This is a genomic window from Streptomyces sp. NPDC026394 (assembly GCF_055567735.1).
Map to the genome: position 1 here is coordinate 403,646 of NZ_JBVHPX010000002.1, position 18,447 is coordinate 422,092.

General features: G+C 72.3%; 17 protein-coding genes and 2 tRNA genes. 4 read left to right on the forward strand and 15 right to left on the reverse strand.

Going from position 1 to position 18,447, the window contains the following annotated elements:
- Positions 1–222: 222 nt before the first annotated feature.
- The 3 genes from ACZ4QV_RS05980 to leuS all read right to left on the reverse strand — a co-directional run bounded on the left by ACZ4QV_RS05980 (position 223) and on the right by leuS (position 5,027).
- Positions 223–1,068: a DegV family protein gene (locus ACZ4QV_RS05980; RefSeq protein WP_361144151.1), complete on the reverse strand. Its 846-nt coding sequence runs from the start codon at positions 1,066–1,068 to the stop codon at positions 223–225.
- 153 nt (positions 1,069–1,221) lie between these two features.
- Complete coding sequence (locus ACZ4QV_RS05985) at positions 1,222–1,986, reverse strand: hypothetical protein (protein ID WP_361582329.1); 765 nt, start codon at positions 1,984–1,986, stop codon at positions 1,222–1,224.
- Between the two features lie 167 nt (positions 1,987–2,153).
- A complete protein-coding gene (gene leuS / locus ACZ4QV_RS05990) occupies positions 2,154–5,027 on the reverse strand; it encodes a leucine--tRNA ligase (RefSeq protein WP_467762618.1) in 2,874 nt (957 codons plus the stop codon).
- A gap of 714 nt (positions 5,028–5,741) precedes the next feature.
- On the opposite strand from leuS, the gene ACZ4QV_RS05995 reads away from it, so the two are divergent.
- Both ACZ4QV_RS05995 and ACZ4QV_RS06000 read left to right on the forward strand, forming a co-directional pair.
- On the forward strand, positions 5,742–6,731 hold the full coding sequence (locus ACZ4QV_RS05995; protein WP_361633376.1) for a hypothetical protein: 990 nt from the start codon (positions 5,742–5,744) through the stop codon (positions 6,729–6,731).
- Positions 6,728–8,269, forward strand: a complete 1,542-nt coding sequence (locus ACZ4QV_RS06000) for an NADH-ubiquinone oxidoreductase-F iron-sulfur binding region domain-containing protein (protein WP_361144162.1) — start codon at positions 6,728–6,730, stop codon at positions 8,267–8,269. The genes ACZ4QV_RS05995 and ACZ4QV_RS06000 overlap by 4 nt, the downstream gene beginning before the upstream one ends.
- A gap of 34 nt (positions 8,270–8,303) precedes the next feature.
- Here the strand turns inward: ACZ4QV_RS06000 and ACZ4QV_RS06005 are convergent, their stop codons facing one another.
- Positions 8,304–8,612: a hypothetical protein gene (locus tag ACZ4QV_RS06005; RefSeq protein WP_467762619.1), complete on the reverse strand. Its 309-nt coding sequence runs from the start codon at positions 8,610–8,612 to the stop codon at positions 8,304–8,306.
- Positions 8,613–8,649: 37 nt separating this feature from the next.
- Between ACZ4QV_RS06005 and ACZ4QV_RS06010 the strand changes: the two genes are divergently transcribed.
- Positions 8,650–9,072, forward strand: a complete 423-nt coding sequence (locus tag ACZ4QV_RS06010) for a winged helix-turn-helix transcriptional regulator (protein ID WP_467762620.1) — start codon at positions 8,650–8,652, stop codon at positions 9,070–9,072.
- Positions 9,073–9,096: 24 nt separating this feature from the next.
- On the opposite strand, the gene ACZ4QV_RS06015 is transcribed toward ACZ4QV_RS06010, so the two are convergent.
- Positions 9,097–9,169, reverse strand: a tRNA-Ala gene (locus ACZ4QV_RS06015).
- 168 nt (positions 9,170–9,337) lie between these two features.
- Here ACZ4QV_RS06015 and ACZ4QV_RS06020 point away from each other — a divergent pair.
- Entirely contained in the window at positions 9,338–10,720 is a 1,383-nt protein-coding gene (locus tag ACZ4QV_RS06020; protein ID WP_467762621.1) for a glycosyltransferase 87 family protein, read from the forward strand.
- 200 nt (positions 10,721–10,920) lie between these two features.
- Here ACZ4QV_RS06020 and phsA read toward each other — a convergent pair whose 3' ends face one another.
- From phsA to ACZ4QV_RS06070, 10 genes are all read right to left on the reverse strand, one after another.
- Positions 10,921–12,756, reverse strand: a complete 1,836-nt coding sequence (phsA, locus tag ACZ4QV_RS06025; RefSeq protein WP_467762622.1) for an O-aminophenol oxidase PhsA — start codon at positions 12,754–12,756, stop codon at positions 10,921–10,923.
- 255 nt (positions 12,757–13,011) lie between these two features.
- Entirely contained in the window at positions 13,012–13,245 is a 234-nt protein-coding gene (locus ACZ4QV_RS06030; protein WP_030020510.1) for a hypothetical protein, read from the reverse strand.
- Positions 13,246–13,248: 3 nt separating this feature from the next.
- Positions 13,249–13,479 (reverse strand): hypothetical protein, encoded by a 231-nt coding sequence (locus ACZ4QV_RS06035; RefSeq protein ID WP_361582345.1) that lies wholly within the window; start codon positions 13,477–13,479, stop codon positions 13,249–13,251.
- Between the two features lie 265 nt (positions 13,480–13,744).
- A tRNA-Ala gene (locus tag ACZ4QV_RS06040) sits at positions 13,745–13,817 on the reverse strand.
- Between the two features lie 149 nt (positions 13,818–13,966).
- Complete coding sequence (locus tag ACZ4QV_RS06045; RefSeq protein WP_361145264.1) at positions 13,967–14,620, reverse strand: histidine phosphatase family protein; 654 nt, start codon at positions 14,618–14,620, stop codon at positions 13,967–13,969.
- Positions 14,617–15,051, reverse strand: coding sequence for a ribosome silencing factor (gene rsfS, locus ACZ4QV_RS06050; protein ID WP_361144177.1), 435 nt, complete (start codon positions 15,049–15,051; stop codon positions 14,617–14,619). Before rsfS ends, ACZ4QV_RS06045 begins: the two co-directional genes overlap by 4 nt.
- Before the next feature lie 179 nt (positions 15,052–15,230).
- Positions 15,231–17,117 (reverse strand): LCP family protein, encoded by a 1,887-nt coding sequence (locus ACZ4QV_RS06055; RefSeq protein ID WP_361618958.1) that lies wholly within the window; start codon positions 17,115–17,117, stop codon positions 15,231–15,233.
- A 60-nt stretch (positions 17,118–17,177) separates the two neighbouring features.
- On the reverse strand, positions 17,178–17,807 hold the full coding sequence (nadD, locus tag ACZ4QV_RS06060; protein ID WP_050510248.1) for a nicotinate-nucleotide adenylyltransferase: 630 nt from the start codon (positions 17,805–17,807) through the stop codon (positions 17,178–17,180).
- Positions 17,808–17,859: 52 nt separating this feature from the next.
- Entirely contained in the window at positions 17,860–18,021 is a 162-nt protein-coding gene (locus ACZ4QV_RS06065; protein WP_031001894.1) for a hypothetical protein, read from the reverse strand.
- 164 nt (positions 18,022–18,185) lie between these two features.
- A complete protein-coding gene (locus ACZ4QV_RS06070) occupies positions 18,186–18,362 on the reverse strand; it encodes a hypothetical protein (RefSeq protein WP_361144183.1) in 177 nt (58 codons plus the stop codon).
- Positions 18,363–18,447: the final 85 nt, after the last annotated feature.

Consider the following 18,447-nt stretch of genomic DNA (forward strand, 5'->3'; position numbering starts at 1 on the left):
GTCGGAGCCCCAGCCAGGGCCGGTGGCCGACCCATCGAAGGGATTGGTTACGGAGAGTGATTGTGGCGTCATGCCCGCGAACGTTAGACACTTCGCGCCGATCCCGCTGCGAGCCGTCAAATCCCGGGGATAACCGGCCCGTTGTGGATAACCACGTCACCCGAAGGAGGCCTTCCGCGCCGGCCAAGGAGCATCTCCGCGCTATCCGAGGAGGATTCCGCGCTAACGCGGCGAGACCACAGCCCCCAGCAGCCCCGGCCCCGTGTGCGCCCCGATCACCGCTCCCACCTCGCTCACATGCAGCTCGGCCAGCCCCGGCACCCGCTCGCGCAGCCGTGCCGCGAGCGCGTCCGCCCGTTCGGCCGACGCGAGATGGTGCACGGCGACATCCACCTGCGCCTCCCCGGCCCGCTCCACGGCGATCTCCTCCAGCCGGGCGATCGCCTTCGACGCCGTACGGACCTTCTCCAAGAGGTCGATCCGCCCCTCGGCGAGCTGGAGCAGGGGCTTGACCGCGAGGGCCGAGCCGAGGAGCGCCTGCGCCGCCCCGATCCGGCCGCCCCGTCGCAGGTAGTCGAGGGTGTCGACGTAGAAGTAGGCGGACGTCTGCTCGGCACGCTTCTCGGCCGCGGCCACCGCCTCGTCCAGGCTGCCGCCGGACTCCGCGGCCTCGGCCGCCGCCAGGGCGCAGAAGCCGAGCGCCATGGCGACCATGCCGGTGTCCACGACCCGCACCGGTACGGGGGCCGCGGCGGCCGCCAGCACCGCCGCGTCGTACGTGCCGGAGAACTCCGAGGACAGGTGGAGCGAGACGATGCTTCCGGCCCCCGCCTCGGCGATGGCCCGGTAGGTGGACGCGAAAGCCTCGGGGCTCGGCCGCGATGTCGTCACGTACTTGCGCTTCTGCAGGGCCTGGGCGACCGATCTCGCCGAGATCTCGGTGCCCTCCTCCAGGGCCTGGTCACCGAGGACGACGGTGAGCGGTACCGCCGTGATCCGGTGGCGCTGCAGTGCCGCCCGCGGCAGGTAGGCCGTTGAATCGGTGACGATCGCGACATGGCGGGACATGACTGGGAGGTTATCCGGGGATCCCGGAGGCCGACAGTGCGGGCCCCTACCAAGATCCGCCGGCGTCGGACGGTACCGGGAGGAAGACGCCCGGCAGCGACTGCCGGTTGCTCGCCCCGGCCGATGTGCTCCCTGCCGCCCGCCCCTCCGCGCTCAGGTCGTCCGCTCCGTGCGCGGTGCCTTCTGCCATGCGTACGTGGGCTGCGTACGCGGGTCCCGGGCTGTGATGGCGGGCGTCTCGTCCTCGGCGGACCCCCACGGCTTCCGGCCCGCGGCCCCTTCCGAAGAAGCCCCGGACGCACCCCCGGGCGCCGCGGCCCCGTCGGCAGCCGCCGGGCCGCTCCCGGACGCCTCGATGCGGTCCTCCAGCGGCTCCTTCGACCAGTGCCGCAGCGCTCCGGCCTCCATGTCGATCTGCTCGCCGAGCGCGGCGAGGTCGTCGTCGGCGAACTGCCGTGCGCGGTCCCGGGCGGCCCAGCGCAGCGACTCCGCGGAGTGTGTGATGCGCTCCAGCCGCTCGCGCAGCTCGGGCAGCCGGGCCGTGACGCTGGCCTTGTCGGGCTCCCGCTCCAGCCGCTTGAGTTCGTCGTCCAACTCGTGACCGTGGGCGCTGAGCCGCTCGAAGAGGCCCAGCGCCTCGGTCAGCGAGGTGTCCTGCTCGGCGCCGGCGTGCAGCACGTCCTGGGTGGCCCGCATGGACGTACGCAGCGACAGCCGTAGCTGGGCCAGCTCACCGGCCACACCGGGCTGGGTGAACTGCCGGGCCCTGAGCGTGGTGTCCTCGACGGTCCGGCGCGCCTGTGCCACCCCGCGGTCCACCCCGCGCTTGGCCGCCTTGACGGCCTTGACCGTGACGAAGACGCCGGCCGCGACGAGCAGCAGAAAGAGGAGCCCGAAGATCGCGGCGACGGCTTCCATGGTTTCTCCTCGATGGCAACGGCGCGGTGGGCGGAGGCGCCGGGGTTCCGGCTCTTCCACCGTAAACGCCAAGGGCAGGTCGGGGGTTCCCTTCGAACCCCCAACCTGCCCTTAGTGGTCATCCCTCAGCCATGCCCCCGAAGGGCCACGGCACCGGGATCAGCGCGTCACGCAGGGACGATGTTCACCAGCTTCGGCGCCCGCACGATCACCTTGCGGATGCCCGCGCCGTCCAGCGCCGCCACGACCGCCGGGTCCGCCAGCGCCGCCGCCTCCAGGTCCGCGTCCGATACGGACGGCGAGACCTCCAGGCGCGCCTTGACCTTGCCCTTGATCTGCACGACGCAGGTCACGGTCTCGTCGACCACGTAGGCCGGGTCGGCGACGGGGAAGTCCTGGTGGACGACCGAGTCGGTGTGGCCCAGCTTGCGCCACAGTTCCTCGGCGATGTGCGGGGCCAGCGGGGCGATCAGCAGCACCAGGCGCTCGGCCACCGAGCGCGCGACCGGGCCGCCCGCCTTGGTCAGGTGGTTGTTCAGCTCCGTCACCTTGGCGATGGCGGTGTTGAAGCGCAGGTTGGCCAGGTCCTGGCCGACGCCGTCGATCGCCTTGTGCAGCGCGCGCAGCGTGTCCTCGTCCGGCTCGGCGTCGACGACGGTGGCCTCGCCGGTCGCCTCGTCCACGACGTTACGCCACAGCCGCTGCAGCAGACGGTACTGGCCGACCACGGCGCGGGTGTCCCACGGCCGGGAGACGTCCAGCGGGCCCATCGCCATCTCGTACAGGCGCAGGGTGTCCGCGCCGTACTCCCCGCAGATCTCGTCGGGCGTGACGGCGTTCTTCAGGGACTTGCCCATCTTGCCCAGGACGCGGCTGACCTTCTCGCCCTGGTAGTAGTAGGCGCCGTCGCGCTCCTCCACCTCGGCGGCGGGTACGGCGATGCCGCGGCTGTCGCGGTAGACGAATGCCTGGATCATGCCCTGGTTGTACAGCTTGTGGAACGGCTCGGAGGACGCAATGTGCCCCAGATCGTGCAGCACCTTGGACCAGAACCGCGCGTACAGCAGGTGCAGTACGGCGTGCTCCTGGCCGCCCACGTACAGGTCGACACCGCCGTGCGGCTGCCCCTCGCGCGGGCCCATCCAGTACTGCTCGACCTCCGGGTCGACCAGCGCAGAGCCGTTGCGCGGGTCGGTGTAGCGCAGCTCGTACCAGCAGGAACCGGCCCAGTTGGGCATGGTGTTGGTCTCGCGGCGGTACTTCTTCGGGCCGTCGCCCAGGTCCAGCTCGACGTTGACCCAGTCCTCGTTACGGGACAGCGGGGTCTCGGGCTGGGTGTCGGCGTCGTCCGGGTCGAAGGTGCGCGGCGAGTAGTCGTCGACCTCGGGCAGCTGCAGCGGCAGCATCGACTCGGGCAGCGCGTGCGCGACGCCGTCCTCGTCGTAGACGATCGGGAAGGGCTCGCCCCAGTAACGCTGGCGGCTGAACAGCCAGTCGCGCAGGCGGAAGTTGACGGTGCCCTCGCCGATACCGGCGGCGGCCAGCCACTCGGTGATCTTGATCTTGGCGTCCGGGACGGTCAGGCCGTCCAGCGTGATGTCGGCGCCCGCCGAGTTGACGATCTTCGCCTCGTACGAGTCGAAGGCGTCCTCCCAGGTGGCGGGGTCCTGGTCACGGCCGTCCGACGGCTCCACGACGCAGCGCATGGGCAGCTCGAAGGCGCGCGCGAAGGCGAAGTCACGGCTGTCGTGCGCCGGGACGGCCATGATCGCGCCGGTGCCGTAGCCCATCAGCACGTAGTCGGCGATGAAGACCGGGACGCGCTCGCCGCTGACCGGGTTGGTCGCGTACGCGCCGGTGAAGACGCCGGTCTTGTCCTTGGCCTCGGCCTGCCGCTCGACGTCCGACTTGGCCGCGGCCTGCTTGCGGTACGCGGCGACGGCCTCGGCCGGGGTGCCGTACCCGCCGGTCCAGACCTCGTGGGTGTCCTCGGGCCAGGCGTCCGGGACGATCGAACGCTCGCCGGAGACCAGCTCGTGCTCGGGCGCCAGCACCATGTAGGTGGCACCGAACAGGGTGTCCTGGCGGGTGGTGAAGACGGTGATCTTCCCGTCCCCTACGGGGAAGTCCACCCGCGCGCCCTCGGACCGGCCGATCCAGTTGCGCTGCTGCAGCTTGATGGCGTCCGGCCAGTCCAGCCCGTCCAGGTCCTCCAGCAGACGGTCCGCGTAGGCGGTGATGCGCATGTTCCACTGGCGCAGCTTGGCCTTGAAGACCGGGTAGTTGCCGCGCTCGGACCGGCCCTCGGCGGTGACCTCCTCGTTGGCCAGCACGGTACCCAGACCGGGGCACCAGTTGACCGGCGCGTCCGAGGCGTACGCCAGGCGGTACTCGCCCAGGACCTCGGCGCGCTCGGCGGCGCTCAGCGCGCTCCAGGGGCGCCCGTCCGGCGTCGTACGCTCACCGGCCTCGAACTGCGCCACCAGCTCGGCGATGGGGCGCGCCTTCTTCGCGTCGGCGTCGTACCAGGAGTTGAAGATCTGGACGAAGATCCACTGGGTCCACTTGTAGTAGTCCGGGTCGATCGTCTCGACGGAGCGGCGCGGGTCGTGGCCCAGGCCCAGCCGGCGCAGCTGGCGCCGCATGTTGACGATGTTGGCCTCGGTGGAGACCCGCGGGTGCGTGCCGGTCTGCACGGCGTACTGCTCGGCGGGCAGGCCGAAGGCGTCGAAGCCCAGGGTGTGCAGCACGTTGTGGCCGGTCATGCGCAGGTGGCGGCCGTACACGTCGGTCGCGATGAAGCCGAGCGGGTGGCCCACGTGCAGGCCCGCACCCGAGGGGTACGGGAACATGTCCATGATGAACTTCTTGGGCTTGGCCACCAGCTCCGGGTCGCCCGCCAGGTCGCCCTTCGGGTTCGGGGCCTCGTACGTGCCCTCCGCCTCCCAGAAGTCCTGCCAGCGCGCCTCGATGTCGGCGGCCAGCGCTGCCGTGTAGCGGTGCGGCGCTGCCACCTCGGCAGCCGAAGTCGTCTCGGTCATCGTCCTCAAAGCTCCATCGGTCGTCTCTGCCTGCGGCTACTGCGAAAAAGTGCGACTTTTGCGGAAACAAAAAGACCCCTCGCACAGGAGGGGACGCCGCGCCGATGCCGACCGGAAGCTCACCGGTCGGTACTGATCAGCGCGGCCCGCTAAGCAGAAGGCGTACGGCACGCATGGCGTCAGGGTACCGCAGGGGCCGCCGGGCCCGCTGGGAGCCGTCCCGCCGCGGAACGGGCGGCGGCCCGGCGGGCGGGGGCTCCGGGGCGGGGCGAAGGCGGGTGGCGGGCGTCCGCGACCGCCCTTCAGGATCCGCGGGGCGGCTTCCTCTGGACCCGCGCCACGGTTCCGTCGGACCGGCACCACGGCTCGGTCGGACCCACGCCACGGCTGGCCCGGACCCACGTCACAGCTCGGTCGAACCCGGTCATGGCTCGGCCGGATCCGGTCACGACACGGTCGACCGGGCCTGACAGGCGTGCTCGGCCGATTCCGACCAGCTTCCTCGAACGAGCCTCACGGACTCCCCCTCGGCCAGGACCGAGGAGCCTCTTCGGTACCGAGGCCGCTCCTCGGTCCGGACGAACCTCCTCGGGCAAGCCCGGTACCGACTCCCTCGAACAAGCCCGACAGCCGACGGTAGCAGCGCGCCACCCCGCAGCACTCCGCTTACGGAAAGCCCGCCGCCCCGATCCCGCACCGCCCTACTTTTCCCGCATGCGTCCCCACCGCAAGAGCCGTGCCGCCTCCGGCCCGCGGCCCCCCGGCTTACCCCGCCTCCCTGTCCGTCTCCCGTTCCGCCTTCCGGGCCGCCACCCGGGCCTGTCCCGCCCCTCCCCCGGCCCGCGCCGTCATGGCCTCCGGGTCAGCCCGCGCCGCACCACCCCTCCAGGACCGGCGACGGCCCCGGTCCCGGTCCCGCGCCGCCCGCGCCTGCGCCGCCGCCCCGCAGTCGCCGCCGGGGCCGTCGCCGCCCTCGCCCTCCTCCTGCTCTCCGGGACCGACCCGCTGCGCGGCTTCCTCGACTTCACGGGCGGTGTGCTGACGCTCGTCTCCCTCACGGCCGCCGTCGTCTGGGGGCTGGTCGCCGCAGGCCGTACGCTCCTGCTGCCCCGCAGCCGGCTGCTCGCCCAGGGCGTCCACCGGGCCCTGGGCACCGCCTCGCTCGGCTTCCTGGCCCTGCACATCGCGGTCAAGGTCGCCGAGGGGCACGCGCACGTACTCAACGCACTGCTGCCGTTCACCAGGACACCCGCCGGCGCTTCCGCACTGATCGGCTTCGGCGCCGTGGCCGGCTACCTGATGGTGCTGGCCGCCGCGACCGGCGCGCTCCGCAGCGCCTTCGCCGGCCGCGGCCGGGCCTCGGAGCGCTGGCGCGCCCTGCACGCCTGCGCGTACCCGGCGTGGTGTCTGGCGCTCGTCCACGGCCTGAAGGCCGGGCGTGCCCCCTCCGGGTGGGTCACCACCGGGTACGCGCTGTGCCTGGCGGCCGTCGCCGCCGCCCTCCTGGCGCGCGCTTTCCTCCCGCACGTCCTACGGGCCCGCCTGCACGCCCGTACTGCCGGCCCCCCGCCACCTCCACCGCCCCAGCCCCCCGCATCCCCGTACTCGGACTCCTCACCGTCCGACTCCGCGCCGCCGTACGGACGGCACGCGCTCCACCCCGTCCCGGCCCCTCCCGCCTCGCACGGCAGGAGCCGACCGTGACCGGCCCGCTGCCCGACGTCCCGCCCGTCCACGCCATCGGCCCGCCCCGGCTGACCGCGGGCTTCGACGAGGCCGAGCGCCTCGGCCGCCGGGCCCACCTGCTCACCCACGGCTCACCGCCGTCCCTGTCCATCGACCGGCTGACCGAGCTGGCCGGCGCCATCGCCCTGCGCGGGCGTGGCGGCGCGGGCTTCCCCCTCGTACGGAAGCTGGAGGCGGTGGCCCACCACGCGCGGCACTCCGGCGTCCGGCCAGCGGTCGTGGTCAACGGCTGCGAGGGCGAGCCCGCCTGCCGCAAGGACACCGTTCTGCTGTGCCGCGCGCCGCACCTCGTCCTGGACGGCGCGCTGCTCGCCGCCGAAGCCCTCGGCGCCCGCACGCTGGTGGTCGGCGTGACCAAGGACACGGCCGAGCGGTCGGTGCGGGACGCGCTGGCCGAGCGCGGGCTGAGCGACCGGCGGCGCGGGCGGTCGTTGCGTGCCCGGCTCGTCCGCGTACCGGAACGACTCGTCTCCGGTGAAGCGTCCGCGCTGATCCGGGCCGCTGAGGGCGGTCCGGCGCTGCCCCCGGGGCGGCGGGTGCGGGCCGCGGAGTCCGGACTCGGCGGCGCGCCCACGCTCTTCTCCAACGCCGAGACGTTCGCGCAACTCGCTGTCGCGGCCCGGACGGGCGCCCACCGGTACGCCGCGACCGGCGCGCCCCACGAACCCGGCACCCTGCTCCTGACCGTGTCCGGCGCGGTGCCCTCCCCCACCGTCGTCGAGGCACCGAGCGGGGTGCCGCTCCCGTACGTCCTCCAGATGTGTGCCGCCGACCCGGTCCCCGGCGGCGTCCTGGTGGGCGGCTACCACGGCGCCTGGCTGGACGCCCCGACCGCGTACGGGACGGTCGTCACCCGCGAGGCGCTCGCAGCCGGCGGCGGGGCACTTGGCGCGGGCGCGGTGCTGCCGGTACCCGCAGGCACCTGCCCGCTCGGCGAGACCCTGCTCGTAGCGCGCTGGCTCGCCGCTGAGTCATCGGGCCAGTGCGGGCCCTGCCGCCTGGGCCTGCCCTCCGTGGCAAGCGCGCTGGCGGACGCCTTGGCGGGCGGCGGCCAGGCAGCACTGGAAGGCGTACGGCGTGCCACGCAGACCGCGAACGGGCGCGGTGCCTGCAAACACCCCGACGGCGCCGTGCGGTTCGTGCTCTCCGCACTGGGCGCCTTCCCGGACGATCTCGCCGCGCACACCCTGGGCGGCGGCTGCGGCCGGGAGACCGCCGGCGTTCTTCCCCTCCCCGCACCGGAAGCAGCGGAGGCGGCCGACGGTACGGGCACGGGTACTGCGGGCTCGACGGCTGCCGCGAGCCGGTTGGCGGTGGACTGGACCCTGTGCGAAGGGCACGGCCTGTGCGCCAGGCTGCTCCCCGAAGCCGTACGCCTCGACCCGGACGGATACCCGCTCCTCCCCGACACCGCCCTCCCGCCCCGGCTCCACCACCGCGCCCAGCGCGCGGTCAGCCGCTGCCCCGCCCTCGCCCTGCGCCTGGAGAAGCCCTGACGGCTACCGCTCACACGGTCGTGGAGTCCGCCCGTCACCGGCCGGCCGCGGACGGCACCTGAGCGCGGCCGGCCGGAGCCCGGAAAGCCTCGGCGTCCCCGATCACCTCTTCGGCGCGGTTCCGCCGCTCGTACATGCGGCGGTACCGGTCTCCGACGAGGTCAGGGTCGGCCTCACCGCCCGGGATGACGCCGGAGGCGACGGTCACCGTGCCGACGTGAAGCCCTGCCGGTGCGCGTTCGGTGTGCAGGGTGAGCGCCCAGTTCCGCAGGCCGGACATGGCCACCCCGACATTGGCCGGAAAAGGTGCCGGCGCACCGACCACCACGCGCGTCTTCGCCATAGCCGTACCCCTCCGATCGCAGTGTCCGGCGGGACAAATGGAGCATCCTGGTCATCGGGCAACTCCGCGACGCACACTGCGCTTCGGCGAACTGCACCGCGCCGTCACCGGCATCTCCCAGCGGATGCTCACGCCGACGCTGCGACAGTTGGAACGCGACGGCCTGTTGCCCCGTACCGTCCACGCCTGCGTACCGCCACGCGTCGATCACGCGCTGACCGAGCTCGGCACGACGCCGCTGGACTCCGTCGTCGCGTTCGGGGAGTGGGCCACCGCCCACCGGAAGGAGATCGGCGCCAACCGGCGCCGCTACGACGCGGCCCATCCGCCACGGAAACGCCCCCGACCCCGGCAGTCCGCACCGGCTCGCCACACCACGCCGTCACGCCGCCGCGTCTTCGGGAAACGAAAAATCCCGTCCGATCTGTCAGATCGGACGGGATCTCATGAACCTCCGTGAGTCACCTCACGAGCGGCCCTTCTGTGGAGCTAAGGAGAATTGAACTCCTGACCTCCTGCATGCCATGCAGGCGCTCTACCAACTGAGCTATAGCCCCTTGCTGTGGTCCGCCGCGGTTCTTTTCCTTGCGGCTCCCCGCTGCGGCATCGCCTACATTACACGGCCCTCCCCGCCTTCTGCCAAATCGGTTGTCCTGGGGCCCCGGGGGAGGGCTCGATGTACTGTCGGCGGGCCGTGCCCGATTCGTCCTGGGGAGCTGTACGCCGTGTCCGCGCTGGAGCTGGAACAGTCCGCTGCACCCGGCGGTCCCTCCCCGCTGAGGGGCTTCGTCCGCCGCCGTCCGCTGCTGGTGGCGGCCGTCGGCTGTGTGCTGTCCTTCGCCGCCTTCTGGGTCGCCCAGCGGCTGGCGCACGTGACGATGGTCGACCTGATGGTCTACCGCGCCGAGGGCTGGACGGCCCGCAACGGCGAGGACCTCTACGACATGGTCGCGACCTCGGCGCACCTGCCCAACACCTATCCGCCCTTCGCAGCGCTGCTGTTCACGCCGCTCACGCTGGTCGGCGTGCCGGAGATGCGTACGCTCGCCACCCTCGGCAACCTCCTGCTGCTCGTCGCCGTCACCCACCTCGGCCTGCGGCTCGCGGGGCGGCCGAAGCGGGTGCCGCCGCTCGCCGCGGCGCTGGGGGTGGCCGCGCTGCTGGTCTGGTGCGAGCCGGTGTGGACGACGCTGCGCTACGGACAGATCAATCTGCTGCTCGCCGTCCTGGTCCTGTGGGACCTGACCCGTAAGGACACCAACCGGTGGGCCGGTGTCGGCATCGGTCTGGCGGCCGGCATCAAGCTCACTCCGGCCCTCTTCGCCGTCTTCCTCGCGCTGGCCGGGCTCGTACGGGCGTGGCAGCGCCTGCGTGCGGGCGCGGGGCCGCGGGACGCGTGGAACCCCTGGCTGCGGCAGGCCGCCGTCGCCTGTCTCACCTTCCTGGGCACCGCGCTGCTGTCCGCGCTCGTCCTGCCGCACGACTCCCGCCGCTTCTGGACGGAGATCATCTTCGCCGCCGACCGGGTCGGCGAGGTGGAGATCACCGCCAACCAGTCGCTGCGCGGCGCACTGGCCCGGCTGCTGCACACCCACGACCCCGGCCTGTGGTGGCTGGCGGCCGCAGCCGTCGTGGCCGTCCTCGGGCTGGCCGTGGCGGTCGGCGCGTTGCTGCACGGCCGCCGGGCCTGGGCGGCCGTCGCCTGTGCCGTGACCGCGCTGCTGGTCAGTCCGATCTCCTGGTCGCACCACTGGGTGTGGGGCGTACCGATGCTGATCCTGCTCGGCTCGGAGGCGATCGGCCGCGGCGGCTTCGGCAGCCGGGCGGGCCGGCGCTGGTGGGCGGGAACGCTGGCGATGGGCCTGCTCTTCTGCTCGTTCGCGCTGTGGTTCGTGCCGCACCGCTACCACCACCACGAGGAACTGCACCAGAACGGCGGCCAGATGCTGCTGTCCGGGATCTATCCGATCGCCGGGCTGGTCTTTCTGGCCCTGACCGCCGTGCTGGTGCGGAGGGACGGTGCGGGTGGCGGCGGTCCGCTGCCGAGCACAGGGCAGAGTGCGGCCACGCCGGACGCCGGCCCGGCGGCGGCCACACCGGGGCGCTGAGCAAGGACGCCGGGCCGGGGTGCCGGGCCGGGGTGCCGGGCCGGGGTGTCGGGGCGCTGAGCAAGGACGCCGGGCCAGGGTGCCGGGCCGGGGTGTCGGGGCGCTGAGCAAGGACGCCGGGCCAGGGTGCCGGGCCGCGCGGCTGAGCCGCCGCCCGGCCGCGCACCAGCTCCGTCTCAGCGCCTACACCCTCCCCCCTCTCAGCCGTGGCCGTGCCCGCCCGGCGGGTGGTGGTGGAACTTCAGCACCTCGCGCGGCATGACGACGAACGGCCGCATCATCCCCATGTCCTCGTGCTCCAGCAGATGGCAGTGGTACATGAAGCGGCCCGTCGCCCCCTGGAAGCGGGCGAGCACATTGACCATCTGGCCCGGCGGAACCTGTATGACGTCCTTCCAGCCCTGGTCGCCCGGGGATATCGGGGCCGTACCGCCGTAGGCGAGCGGGACGCGGGTGCCGCCGACCTTGTTGTCGTACGGGCTGCCCGGGTCGCCGTCCGCCGGATAGCGGTCGCGGCTCAGGACCTGGAAGTCCACGAGGTGGATGTGCATCGGGTGGACGCCGGCGCCGCCCAGGTTCAGGAAGCTCCACTGCTCCCAGTCGCCGAGCCGGACCGTGTGGCCCAGCGTGTCGTCGAACATCCGGGCCTTACGACGGTACGTGCGGGTCTTCCCGTCCGCGCCGTGGATCTGGACGACTCCTTCGACGGGGAACTCCAGGCCCGTGTCGGGGATCTCCTCCATCTCCCACATCTCCGGGTGGAAGTTGCCGACCGGGCCGGGCGGGGTGAGGACGACGAGCCGGTGCTCGTGGTGGGGCGCCGAGCCGTGGGTGAGCCGCTCGAAGGACGGGGAGATCACCTGCGGGAGCACGAACGGGTCACGCACCTGCGTGGTACCGACCCGGAACTGCAGTACGTCCGGATACGCCACCCCGGGCGCGGCGTTGACGAGCCGGAGCGTACGGCCGCGCAGCAGGCCGAAGTCGATGAGCAGGTCCATCCGCTCGGCGGACGCGACCGGCAGCGGGCCGTCCACCGGGACCGGCCGCGGCAGCAGGCCGCCGTCCGAGCCGATCTGCCACACCGCGCCCGTCACGGGCGCGCCCGTCGCGTCGTCCACCAGGCGGAGCTGGAAGGTGCGGGCGTTCGCCGCGTTCAGCACGCGGAAGCGGTACCAGCACGCCGCGACGTCGGCATGGGGCCAGATGACCCCGTTGACGAGGGTGTACGGGCCGGTGAAGGGCAGGGAGACGTTCTTGCCGTCCTTGTCCTGGGTCACGACCTGCGTCTTGTGCAGCAGACGGCCCGTCAGGCGGCCGTCCTCGTCCGTGTCGAGATTGCGGTCCTGGATGACCAGCGGTATCTCCCGCCTGCCGGAGGGCAGTTGCAGCATGTCCTCCTCGTCGTCGCGGACCAGGTACATCCCGGCCAGGCCCGCGAAGACGTTCCACCGCGTGAGGTCCATGGCGTGGTCGTGGTACCACCAGCACGTCGCACGGTGGTCGTTGGGATACTCCGAGAGCTGGGAGTCACCGGGCGAGACGGCGTTCTCCGACCAGCCGTCGTTGCCGCCGCCGGTCACCGCGCCGTGCAGGTGGGTGACCGTCCAGGGCGGCAGGTCGGCGACGCCTTCCACGAGTGTGCTGTTCGCGCGGCCCGGCTCGTCGGTGGGCAGGGGCGCGCCCGGTAAGGGCTTGGCCTCGGCGGCGGTGACCGGATAGCCGCCGGTGAGACGGTTGTGCCAGTTGACGCGGAGCCGCCGGCCGCGGCGCACCTCGATCGTCGGGCCCGGGTAGTGCCCCTCGTACGCCCATACCTTCGTGGGCGGGAGTTCGGAGTGCAGCCGGACCCAGGTGGTGGTCTGGTCGATGTCGACGCCGCGCAGCGCCTCCTTGCGGCCGGGCCGCAGGACGGGCGGGATACGCAGCTCGTCGACGAAGGGTGTCAGTCCGGCCGCGGCTTCCCGCTTGGACGGCGCGTCGGACGGCCGTTCCGGCGCCGCTTCCCGGACAGGATGAATCGTCAGATCACTCACGATGCGACCCCCGTGTCGCTTCCCCCGTGCCGCCGGCCGTCTCCGGCGGCAGCTTCACCCGTTCAACGCCGCGCCATTCGCACGGAGTTCCGCCTTCCACCAGAAATTTCGTACTGTGCTCGCAACCGCAGCTCATCCAGCTCACGCGGTACCTGACGGCCCATCCGTGGCCGAAGCCGGGTGGCCGTCACGAACCGTCACAGGGGCAAGGGACCAGAGGTCAGTGCCGGCCGCCGCCGGGCGCCCGCACCGCGCTCAGGCGGTCGCGAAGGAATAGAAACGCTTCAGCGTGCAGTGTTCGTCGAGCAGGCGCCCGTAGATCGGCTCCCCGTCGAGTTCGCGGTACGTCTCGATCGGGTCGCCTTTTATGACCAGGGCCCGCGCGCACTCCTCGCACCAGTACTGGTACTCGGGGTTGACCGGCTCCATGTCCCGGACGATCGGCGTCCCGCTGCCGCACCAGTCGCATTTCCTGCTGTGAGCGCCCATCAGTCAGCTCCAGCTGTGGCCGCAGGCCGTACAGACGAACGAGATGCCGCCGTTGTCGCCCAGCACCTGCGCCACGTGGGCCGAGCCGCAGGACGGGCACTGGAGCACGGCGCCGTGTGCGCCACCGGCGGGGCGGGCCGGACGGGGAGCGTTCTCGGGCAGCTGGCCGGCGCTCTGCGCGGGAGCGGTCGCATCGAGCAGGTCGTCGACCTCCTCCATGATGCTCGTGGGCATCGCGTTCTCTCCTCCCCTGCCGGCGCCGTCCGAATTCTGCCACGGACCGCCGACCGGGTCAGTCCCGCCGCCGTACCCGTTGTACCAGCACACCGCCGTACGACGGCCGGAGCGCCGGAGGGACCGGCGTCGAACGCGGGCGGGCCGCGCGGCCCCGTATCGCGGGCTTCCGACAAGGTCTACCCCGTTAAGCACCGGTTCGTGCGCCCGTCCGTGCACGAAATGATCCCGCCTCCCAGAGTGGGAGACGGGATCATCCGAGGTGTGGAGCTAAGGAGAATTGAACTCCTGACCTCCTGCATGCCATGCAGGCGCTCTACCAACTGAGCTATAGCCCCGGGTCTTGTTCCGCTCCTCCGGGATTTTCCCCGGCGGCGCCGCGAACAAGAAGAACTCTAGCCTGCGACCAGCCCAAATGTGAAATCCGGTCGCTCCGGGCCCCCGGAGAGGCGGCCCGCCGGGCCGCAGGGGCCGGTCACGGGACCGCTCAGTCGTCGTCGCCGAGCACCGGCTCCGGCAGTGTGCCGGCGTTGTGCTCCATCAGCCGCCAGCCGCGGGCGCCCTCGCCCAGGACGGACCAGCAGCAGTTCGACAGCCCGCCCAGCCCCTCCCAGTGGTGGGACTCCAGGCCCAGCAGCCGACCGATGGTCGTACGGATCGTGCCGCCGTGGCTGACGACGACCAGGGTGCCGCCGTCCGGCAGCTTGTCGGCGCTGCGCTCCACGACGGGGGCCGCGCGGTCGGCGACCTCGGTCTCCAGTTCGCCGCCGCCGCGCCGTACGGGCTCGCCGCGCTTCCACGCCGTGTACTGCTCCCCGTACCGCGCCACGATCTCCTCGTGGGTCAGGCCCTGCCAGGCGCCCGCGTACGTCTCGCGCAGCCCTGGGTCGTGCGTGACCTCCAGACCGGTGACGGCCGCCAGCTCACGGGCCGTGGCGGCGGCCCGGCGCAGGTCGGAGGCGATGATCGCGTCCGGATCGAGGGCCGCGAGCAGCCGGGCGGCGCGCCGCGCCTGCGCCACGCCCTCCCCGGTCAGCTCGATGTCCGTGGAGCCCTGGAAACGGCGCTCCAGGTTCCACGCCGTCTGGCCGTGGCGCCACAGGACTATCCGGCGGCCACGGCCGCTGCTGGTGCCGTTCAGCTCAGGTCTCCGTCCTGCTCGGCCGCCGTGGCCTCGGCGTGCGCGGCGGCCTTGCCGCGGGTGGCCTTGGCCTCCTCGGGGAGGTCCAGCTCGGGGCAGTCCTTCCACAGGCGTTCGAGGGCGTAGAAGACGCGCTCTTCGCTGTGCTGGACGTGGACGACGATGTCCACGTAGTCGAGCAGCACCCAGCGGGCCTCGCGGTCGCCTTCGCGGCGCACCGGCTTGGCGCCCAGGTCCTTGTTCAGCCGCTCCTCGATCTCGTCGACGATCGACTTGACCTGGCGGTCGTTGGGGGCCGAGGCCAGCAGGAACGCGTCGGTGATCGAGAGCACGTCGCTGACGTCGTACGCGATGATGTCGTGCGCGAGCTTGTCGGCGGCCGCCAGCGAGGCGGCCTTGATCAGCTCGATGGAGCGGTCGGTGGCGGTCACAATCCAGCTTTCGGGATGAGTGGTCAGGTACCCACCAAGGGTCTCACGGACCGCCGACACTCCCACCTGGCTTTACGGGCGGGGCCCGGCGCCCCCAGGGGAAGCCGGGCGGCCGGGCCCGTCGGCCCGTACCGCCCCCGGACTACCGGGCCGCCCGGCCCGTACCCGCCCGGCTTCCCTCAGCCCTTGTAGTCCTGCCCCAGCACCACTGTCACGTCGGCGTTCGAGGCGGCCTTGCCCTGCTTGACCGCGCCGGCCGGCAGGCCCAGCGTCTTGGCGGCCTCCTCGGCCTTCGCCTTCTGGGCGGCGTCCGCGTACGTCACCTCGGAGGCCGGCCTGGCCGCCGCGGTGCCGCCGTCGACGAACGAGTAACCGCCGTTGACCAGGGCGATCCGCACCTTGTCGGTCGCTTCCTTCTTGCCGGTGGCGTTCTGGACAGCGACCCTGGGGGTCGAGCTGGGGTCGGCCTTCTTGACCGTGCCGCCGAGCACCTCCTTGACCACACCGTCCGCCGCCTGCCGGCTGAGCGTGCCGTCCTGCTGCACCGGCAGCAGGGTGGTCCCGTAGGCGCCGGCCTTCGCCAGCTCGGCGCGCTGCGCGAGCGAGCTGCCCAGCTCCGCCTCGGTGAGCGGCGGGTCCAGCACCTGGAGCAGCGACTTCACGGTGGCCGTGGCGCCGTCCGCGTCGCTGGAGACCTTCTTCAAGGTGGCCTGCATCACCTGGCCGAAGCGCTCCAACTGCTTGGTCTGCGGCTCGCCGGGCGCCTGGAAAGTGGCGTACGCCACGGCCGCCTGGCCGTTCAGCTCCTGGCTCTTGCCCTGTTTGACGAGCGGGCCGTCGCCCTTCTTGGCGGCGGGGACGGTGACGTCGGTGTCCAGCGTGATGCCGCCGGTCGTCTCGACCAGGTTCTCCAGATACGGGGTGTCCAGCCGCCAGCTGGCCTTGATGTCGGCGCCGAAGAGGGTGTTCAGGGCCTCCCTGGTGGGGTCGATGCCCTGGTCCTTGACCGACTTGGCCAGCGTCGTGGACCCGCCGTCCTCGGTGGAGACCGCCAGGCTGTTCGGGAGCAGGACGGTGGTGCCCTTGTGGGTGCTCTCGTTGTCCACGAGGAGCGCGGTGGAGCTGTTGCCCTTGGGGTCCTTCAGGTGCACGACGAGCACATCGCGCTTCTCCCCGGCGCCCCCGGCCTCCTTGCCCGCCTCGGCGCCCGAGAGGCCGGGCAGTTTGCCCGCCCACCAGAGATAGCCGACGCCGCCGAGGAGCAGCAGGACCAGCAGCACGATCAGCATGACCTTGCGGCTGCGGCCGCGCCGTTTGGCCTCCTCACGCCGCTCGGTACGGCTCTCGGTGAACTTGAGCCAGTCGATGACGTCCTCGGAGTCCTCGGTCGGCTCCTCGATGAACGAGAACTGCTCGGTGCGGTAGTCCGTGTCCGGAGCGCTGCCGGGGCCCGGTGCGGCACCCTGGCCCGGCGCACGGCCCGCGGCCCCCGTGTCGCCCGGGGCCCCGTCACGCGGGCCCTGCGCGGCGGCCTCCCGGGCGGGCTGCCCGTACGGCTGGTGCTCCGGCTCCTGGTAGGCGACCTGCTCGTACGAGGGCTGCGCCGACTGCTGCGGGATCCAGCCCTGCTGCTGTTGTTGCTGCTGGGTCTGCTGCGGCAGACCGTGCTGCTGGGGCTGGTGGAACTGCTGGGGCTGCCCGTACGGGTCGTACTGCTGGGGGTACTGCGCCTGCTGGGGCGTCTGCTGCGGCACCTGCTGATGGCCGTACGGGTCGTAGCCGTATCCCTGGTGCCCCGCGTCGGCCTGGCCCGCTCCCTGCTGCCCCGGAATCTGCTGCCCGGCGCCCGGCTGCCCGCCCTGCTGCTGGTGGCCGTACGGGTCGTACGGACCCGGCGCGCCGTACGGGTCGTAGCCCACCGGCTGCCCGTACTGGTCGTACGCGGGCTGCTGCGGTGCTTCCGGGTGCACCGGCTGCCCGTAGGCGTCGTAGGTGTACCCCGGCTGCCCCTGCTGGTCCTGGGCATACGGGTCCCGCGGCACGTACGGGTCGTGTCGGTCGTTCACCGGTGCCCCTTTCCGTGAGCCCCGTCGGCGGCCGTCGTCGGCGGCCGTCGGCAACAGATGTCAACGGCCGTCGTGGCCGGTCAGGTCCTCGCGGTACAGGTCGCGCTTGTCGATGTAGCGCACGACACCGTCCGGCACCAGGTACCAGACCGGGTCCCCCTGGGCGACGCGCGCCCGGCAGTCGGTCGAGGAGATGGCCAGCGCCGGCACCTCGACCAGGGACACCGCCCCTTCGGGAAGCCCGGGATCGGCGAGTATGTGCCCGGGCCTGGTCACCCCGATGAAGTGGGCGAGTGAGAACAGCTCCGGCGCGTCGTGCCAGGTGAGGATCTGGCCGAGCGCGTCGGCGCCGGTGATGAAGAAGAGATCCGCGTCACGGTGCTGCTCGTGCAGCTCCCGCAGCGTGTCGATGGTGTACGTCTTGCCGCCGCGGTCGATGTCGATCCGGCTCACGGAGAACTGCGGGTTGGACGCGGTCGCGATGACCGTCATCAGATAGCGGTCCTCGGCCGGCGACACCGTCTTGTGGCTCTTCTGCCACGGCTGCCCGGTCGGGACGAATATGACCTCGTCGAGGTGGAACTGGCTGGCCACCTCGCTGGCGGCGACCAGGTGTCCGTGATGGATCGGGTCGAATGTCCCGCCCATCACTCCGAGCCGCCGCTTCACGGGCCCTGTCTGCTCTCCCATGCGTGCAGACCCTACTGGGCGCTGCGCGGTGCCGGGGTCCCGGTGCCCGCCCTCAGCGGTCCCGGTTGAAGCGGGTGGTGATCCAGAGCAGCAGGAGCAGGGCGATCAGTGCGCCGCCACCCGTGACGAACGGGTTGAGGCTCTCGTGCGCGCCGCCCTCCTGACCGCCTTCGGCGAGGGTGACCAGGTGCTGTGCGGTGGTGTGCAGGCTCATCGTCGGCAGAACCAATCCGGGATGGGGTCGGACAGAGACTTCCGCCACATCGTATGCGCGAGCTCACGCGTGTCTCACGCCGACTCCGCCGGGAGGGCGTTCGCACGCCCGTCCGCGGGGCCGCTCCGGGTCCGCGAGGGGTGGGCCGTCCGGGAAGGGGCGGGTCAGTCCCGGTCGTCGTGGCCGTCCTGGCCGTCCTTCCCGTAATTGCGCAGCAGGACCCATGCGAGGAACACGGCCCCGAGGATGCCGACGATCAGGACGGTGCGCAGGATCCATCCCGGGCCGTCGTTCTTCGAGGTCTCCGCCGCGGCGGCGAGCAGCACGCTCGTGTTCGGCATGACTGAAGCGCTCCCTTTGTACGGGCATGTGGGCATCTGCGGGCCCCGGTGCGCTCGCCAGCGTACGCCTGGGCATCCAAATGGC

What these genes read in the sequence shown, in the direction of transcription:
- ACZ4QV_RS06005 (WP_467762619.1), bottom strand. Translation starts at nt 8,612, where the DNA reads ATGGCGAAGACGCGCGTGGTGGTCGGTGCGCCGGCACCTTTTCCGGCC.
- ACZ4QV_RS06030 (WP_030020510.1), bottom strand. Translation starts at nt 13,245, where the DNA reads ATGGGCGCTCACAGCAGGAAATGCGACTGGTGCGGCAGCGGGACGCCG.
- ACZ4QV_RS05980 (WP_361144151.1), bottom strand. Translation starts at nt 1,068, where the DNA reads ATGTCCCGCCATGTCGCGATCGTCACCGATTCAACGGCCTACCTGCCG.
- ACZ4QV_RS05995 (WP_361633376.1), top strand. Translation starts at nt 5,742, where the DNA reads ATGCGTCCCCACCGCAAGAGCCGTGCCGCCTCCGGCCCGCGGCCCCCC.
- ACZ4QV_RS06010 (WP_467762620.1), top strand. Translation starts at nt 8,650, where the DNA reads ATGGAGCATCCTGGTCATCGGGCAACTCCGCGACGCACACTGCGCTTC.
- ACZ4QV_RS06065 (WP_031001894.1), bottom strand. Translation starts at nt 18,021, where the DNA reads ATGAGCCTGCACACCACCGCACAGCACCTGGTCACCCTCGCCGAAGGC.
- leuS (WP_467762618.1), bottom strand. Translation starts at nt 5,027, where the DNA reads ATGACCGAGACGACTTCGGCTGCCGAGGTGGCAGCGCCGCACCGCTAC.
- ACZ4QV_RS05985 (WP_361582329.1), bottom strand. Translation starts at nt 1,986, where the DNA reads ATGGAAGCCGTCGCCGCGATCTTCGGGCTCCTCTTTCTGCTGCTCGTC.
- nadD (WP_050510248.1), bottom strand. Translation starts at nt 17,807, where the DNA reads ATGGGAGAGCAGACAGGGCCCGTGAAGCGGCGGCTCGGAGTGATGGGC.
- ACZ4QV_RS06070 (WP_361144183.1), bottom strand. Translation starts at nt 18,362, where the DNA reads ATGCCGAACACGAGCGTGCTGCTCGCCGCCGCGGCGGAGACCTCGAAG.
- ACZ4QV_RS06035 (WP_361582345.1), bottom strand. Translation starts at nt 13,479, where the DNA reads ATGCCCACGAGCATCATGGAGGAGGTCGACGACCTGCTCGATGCGACC.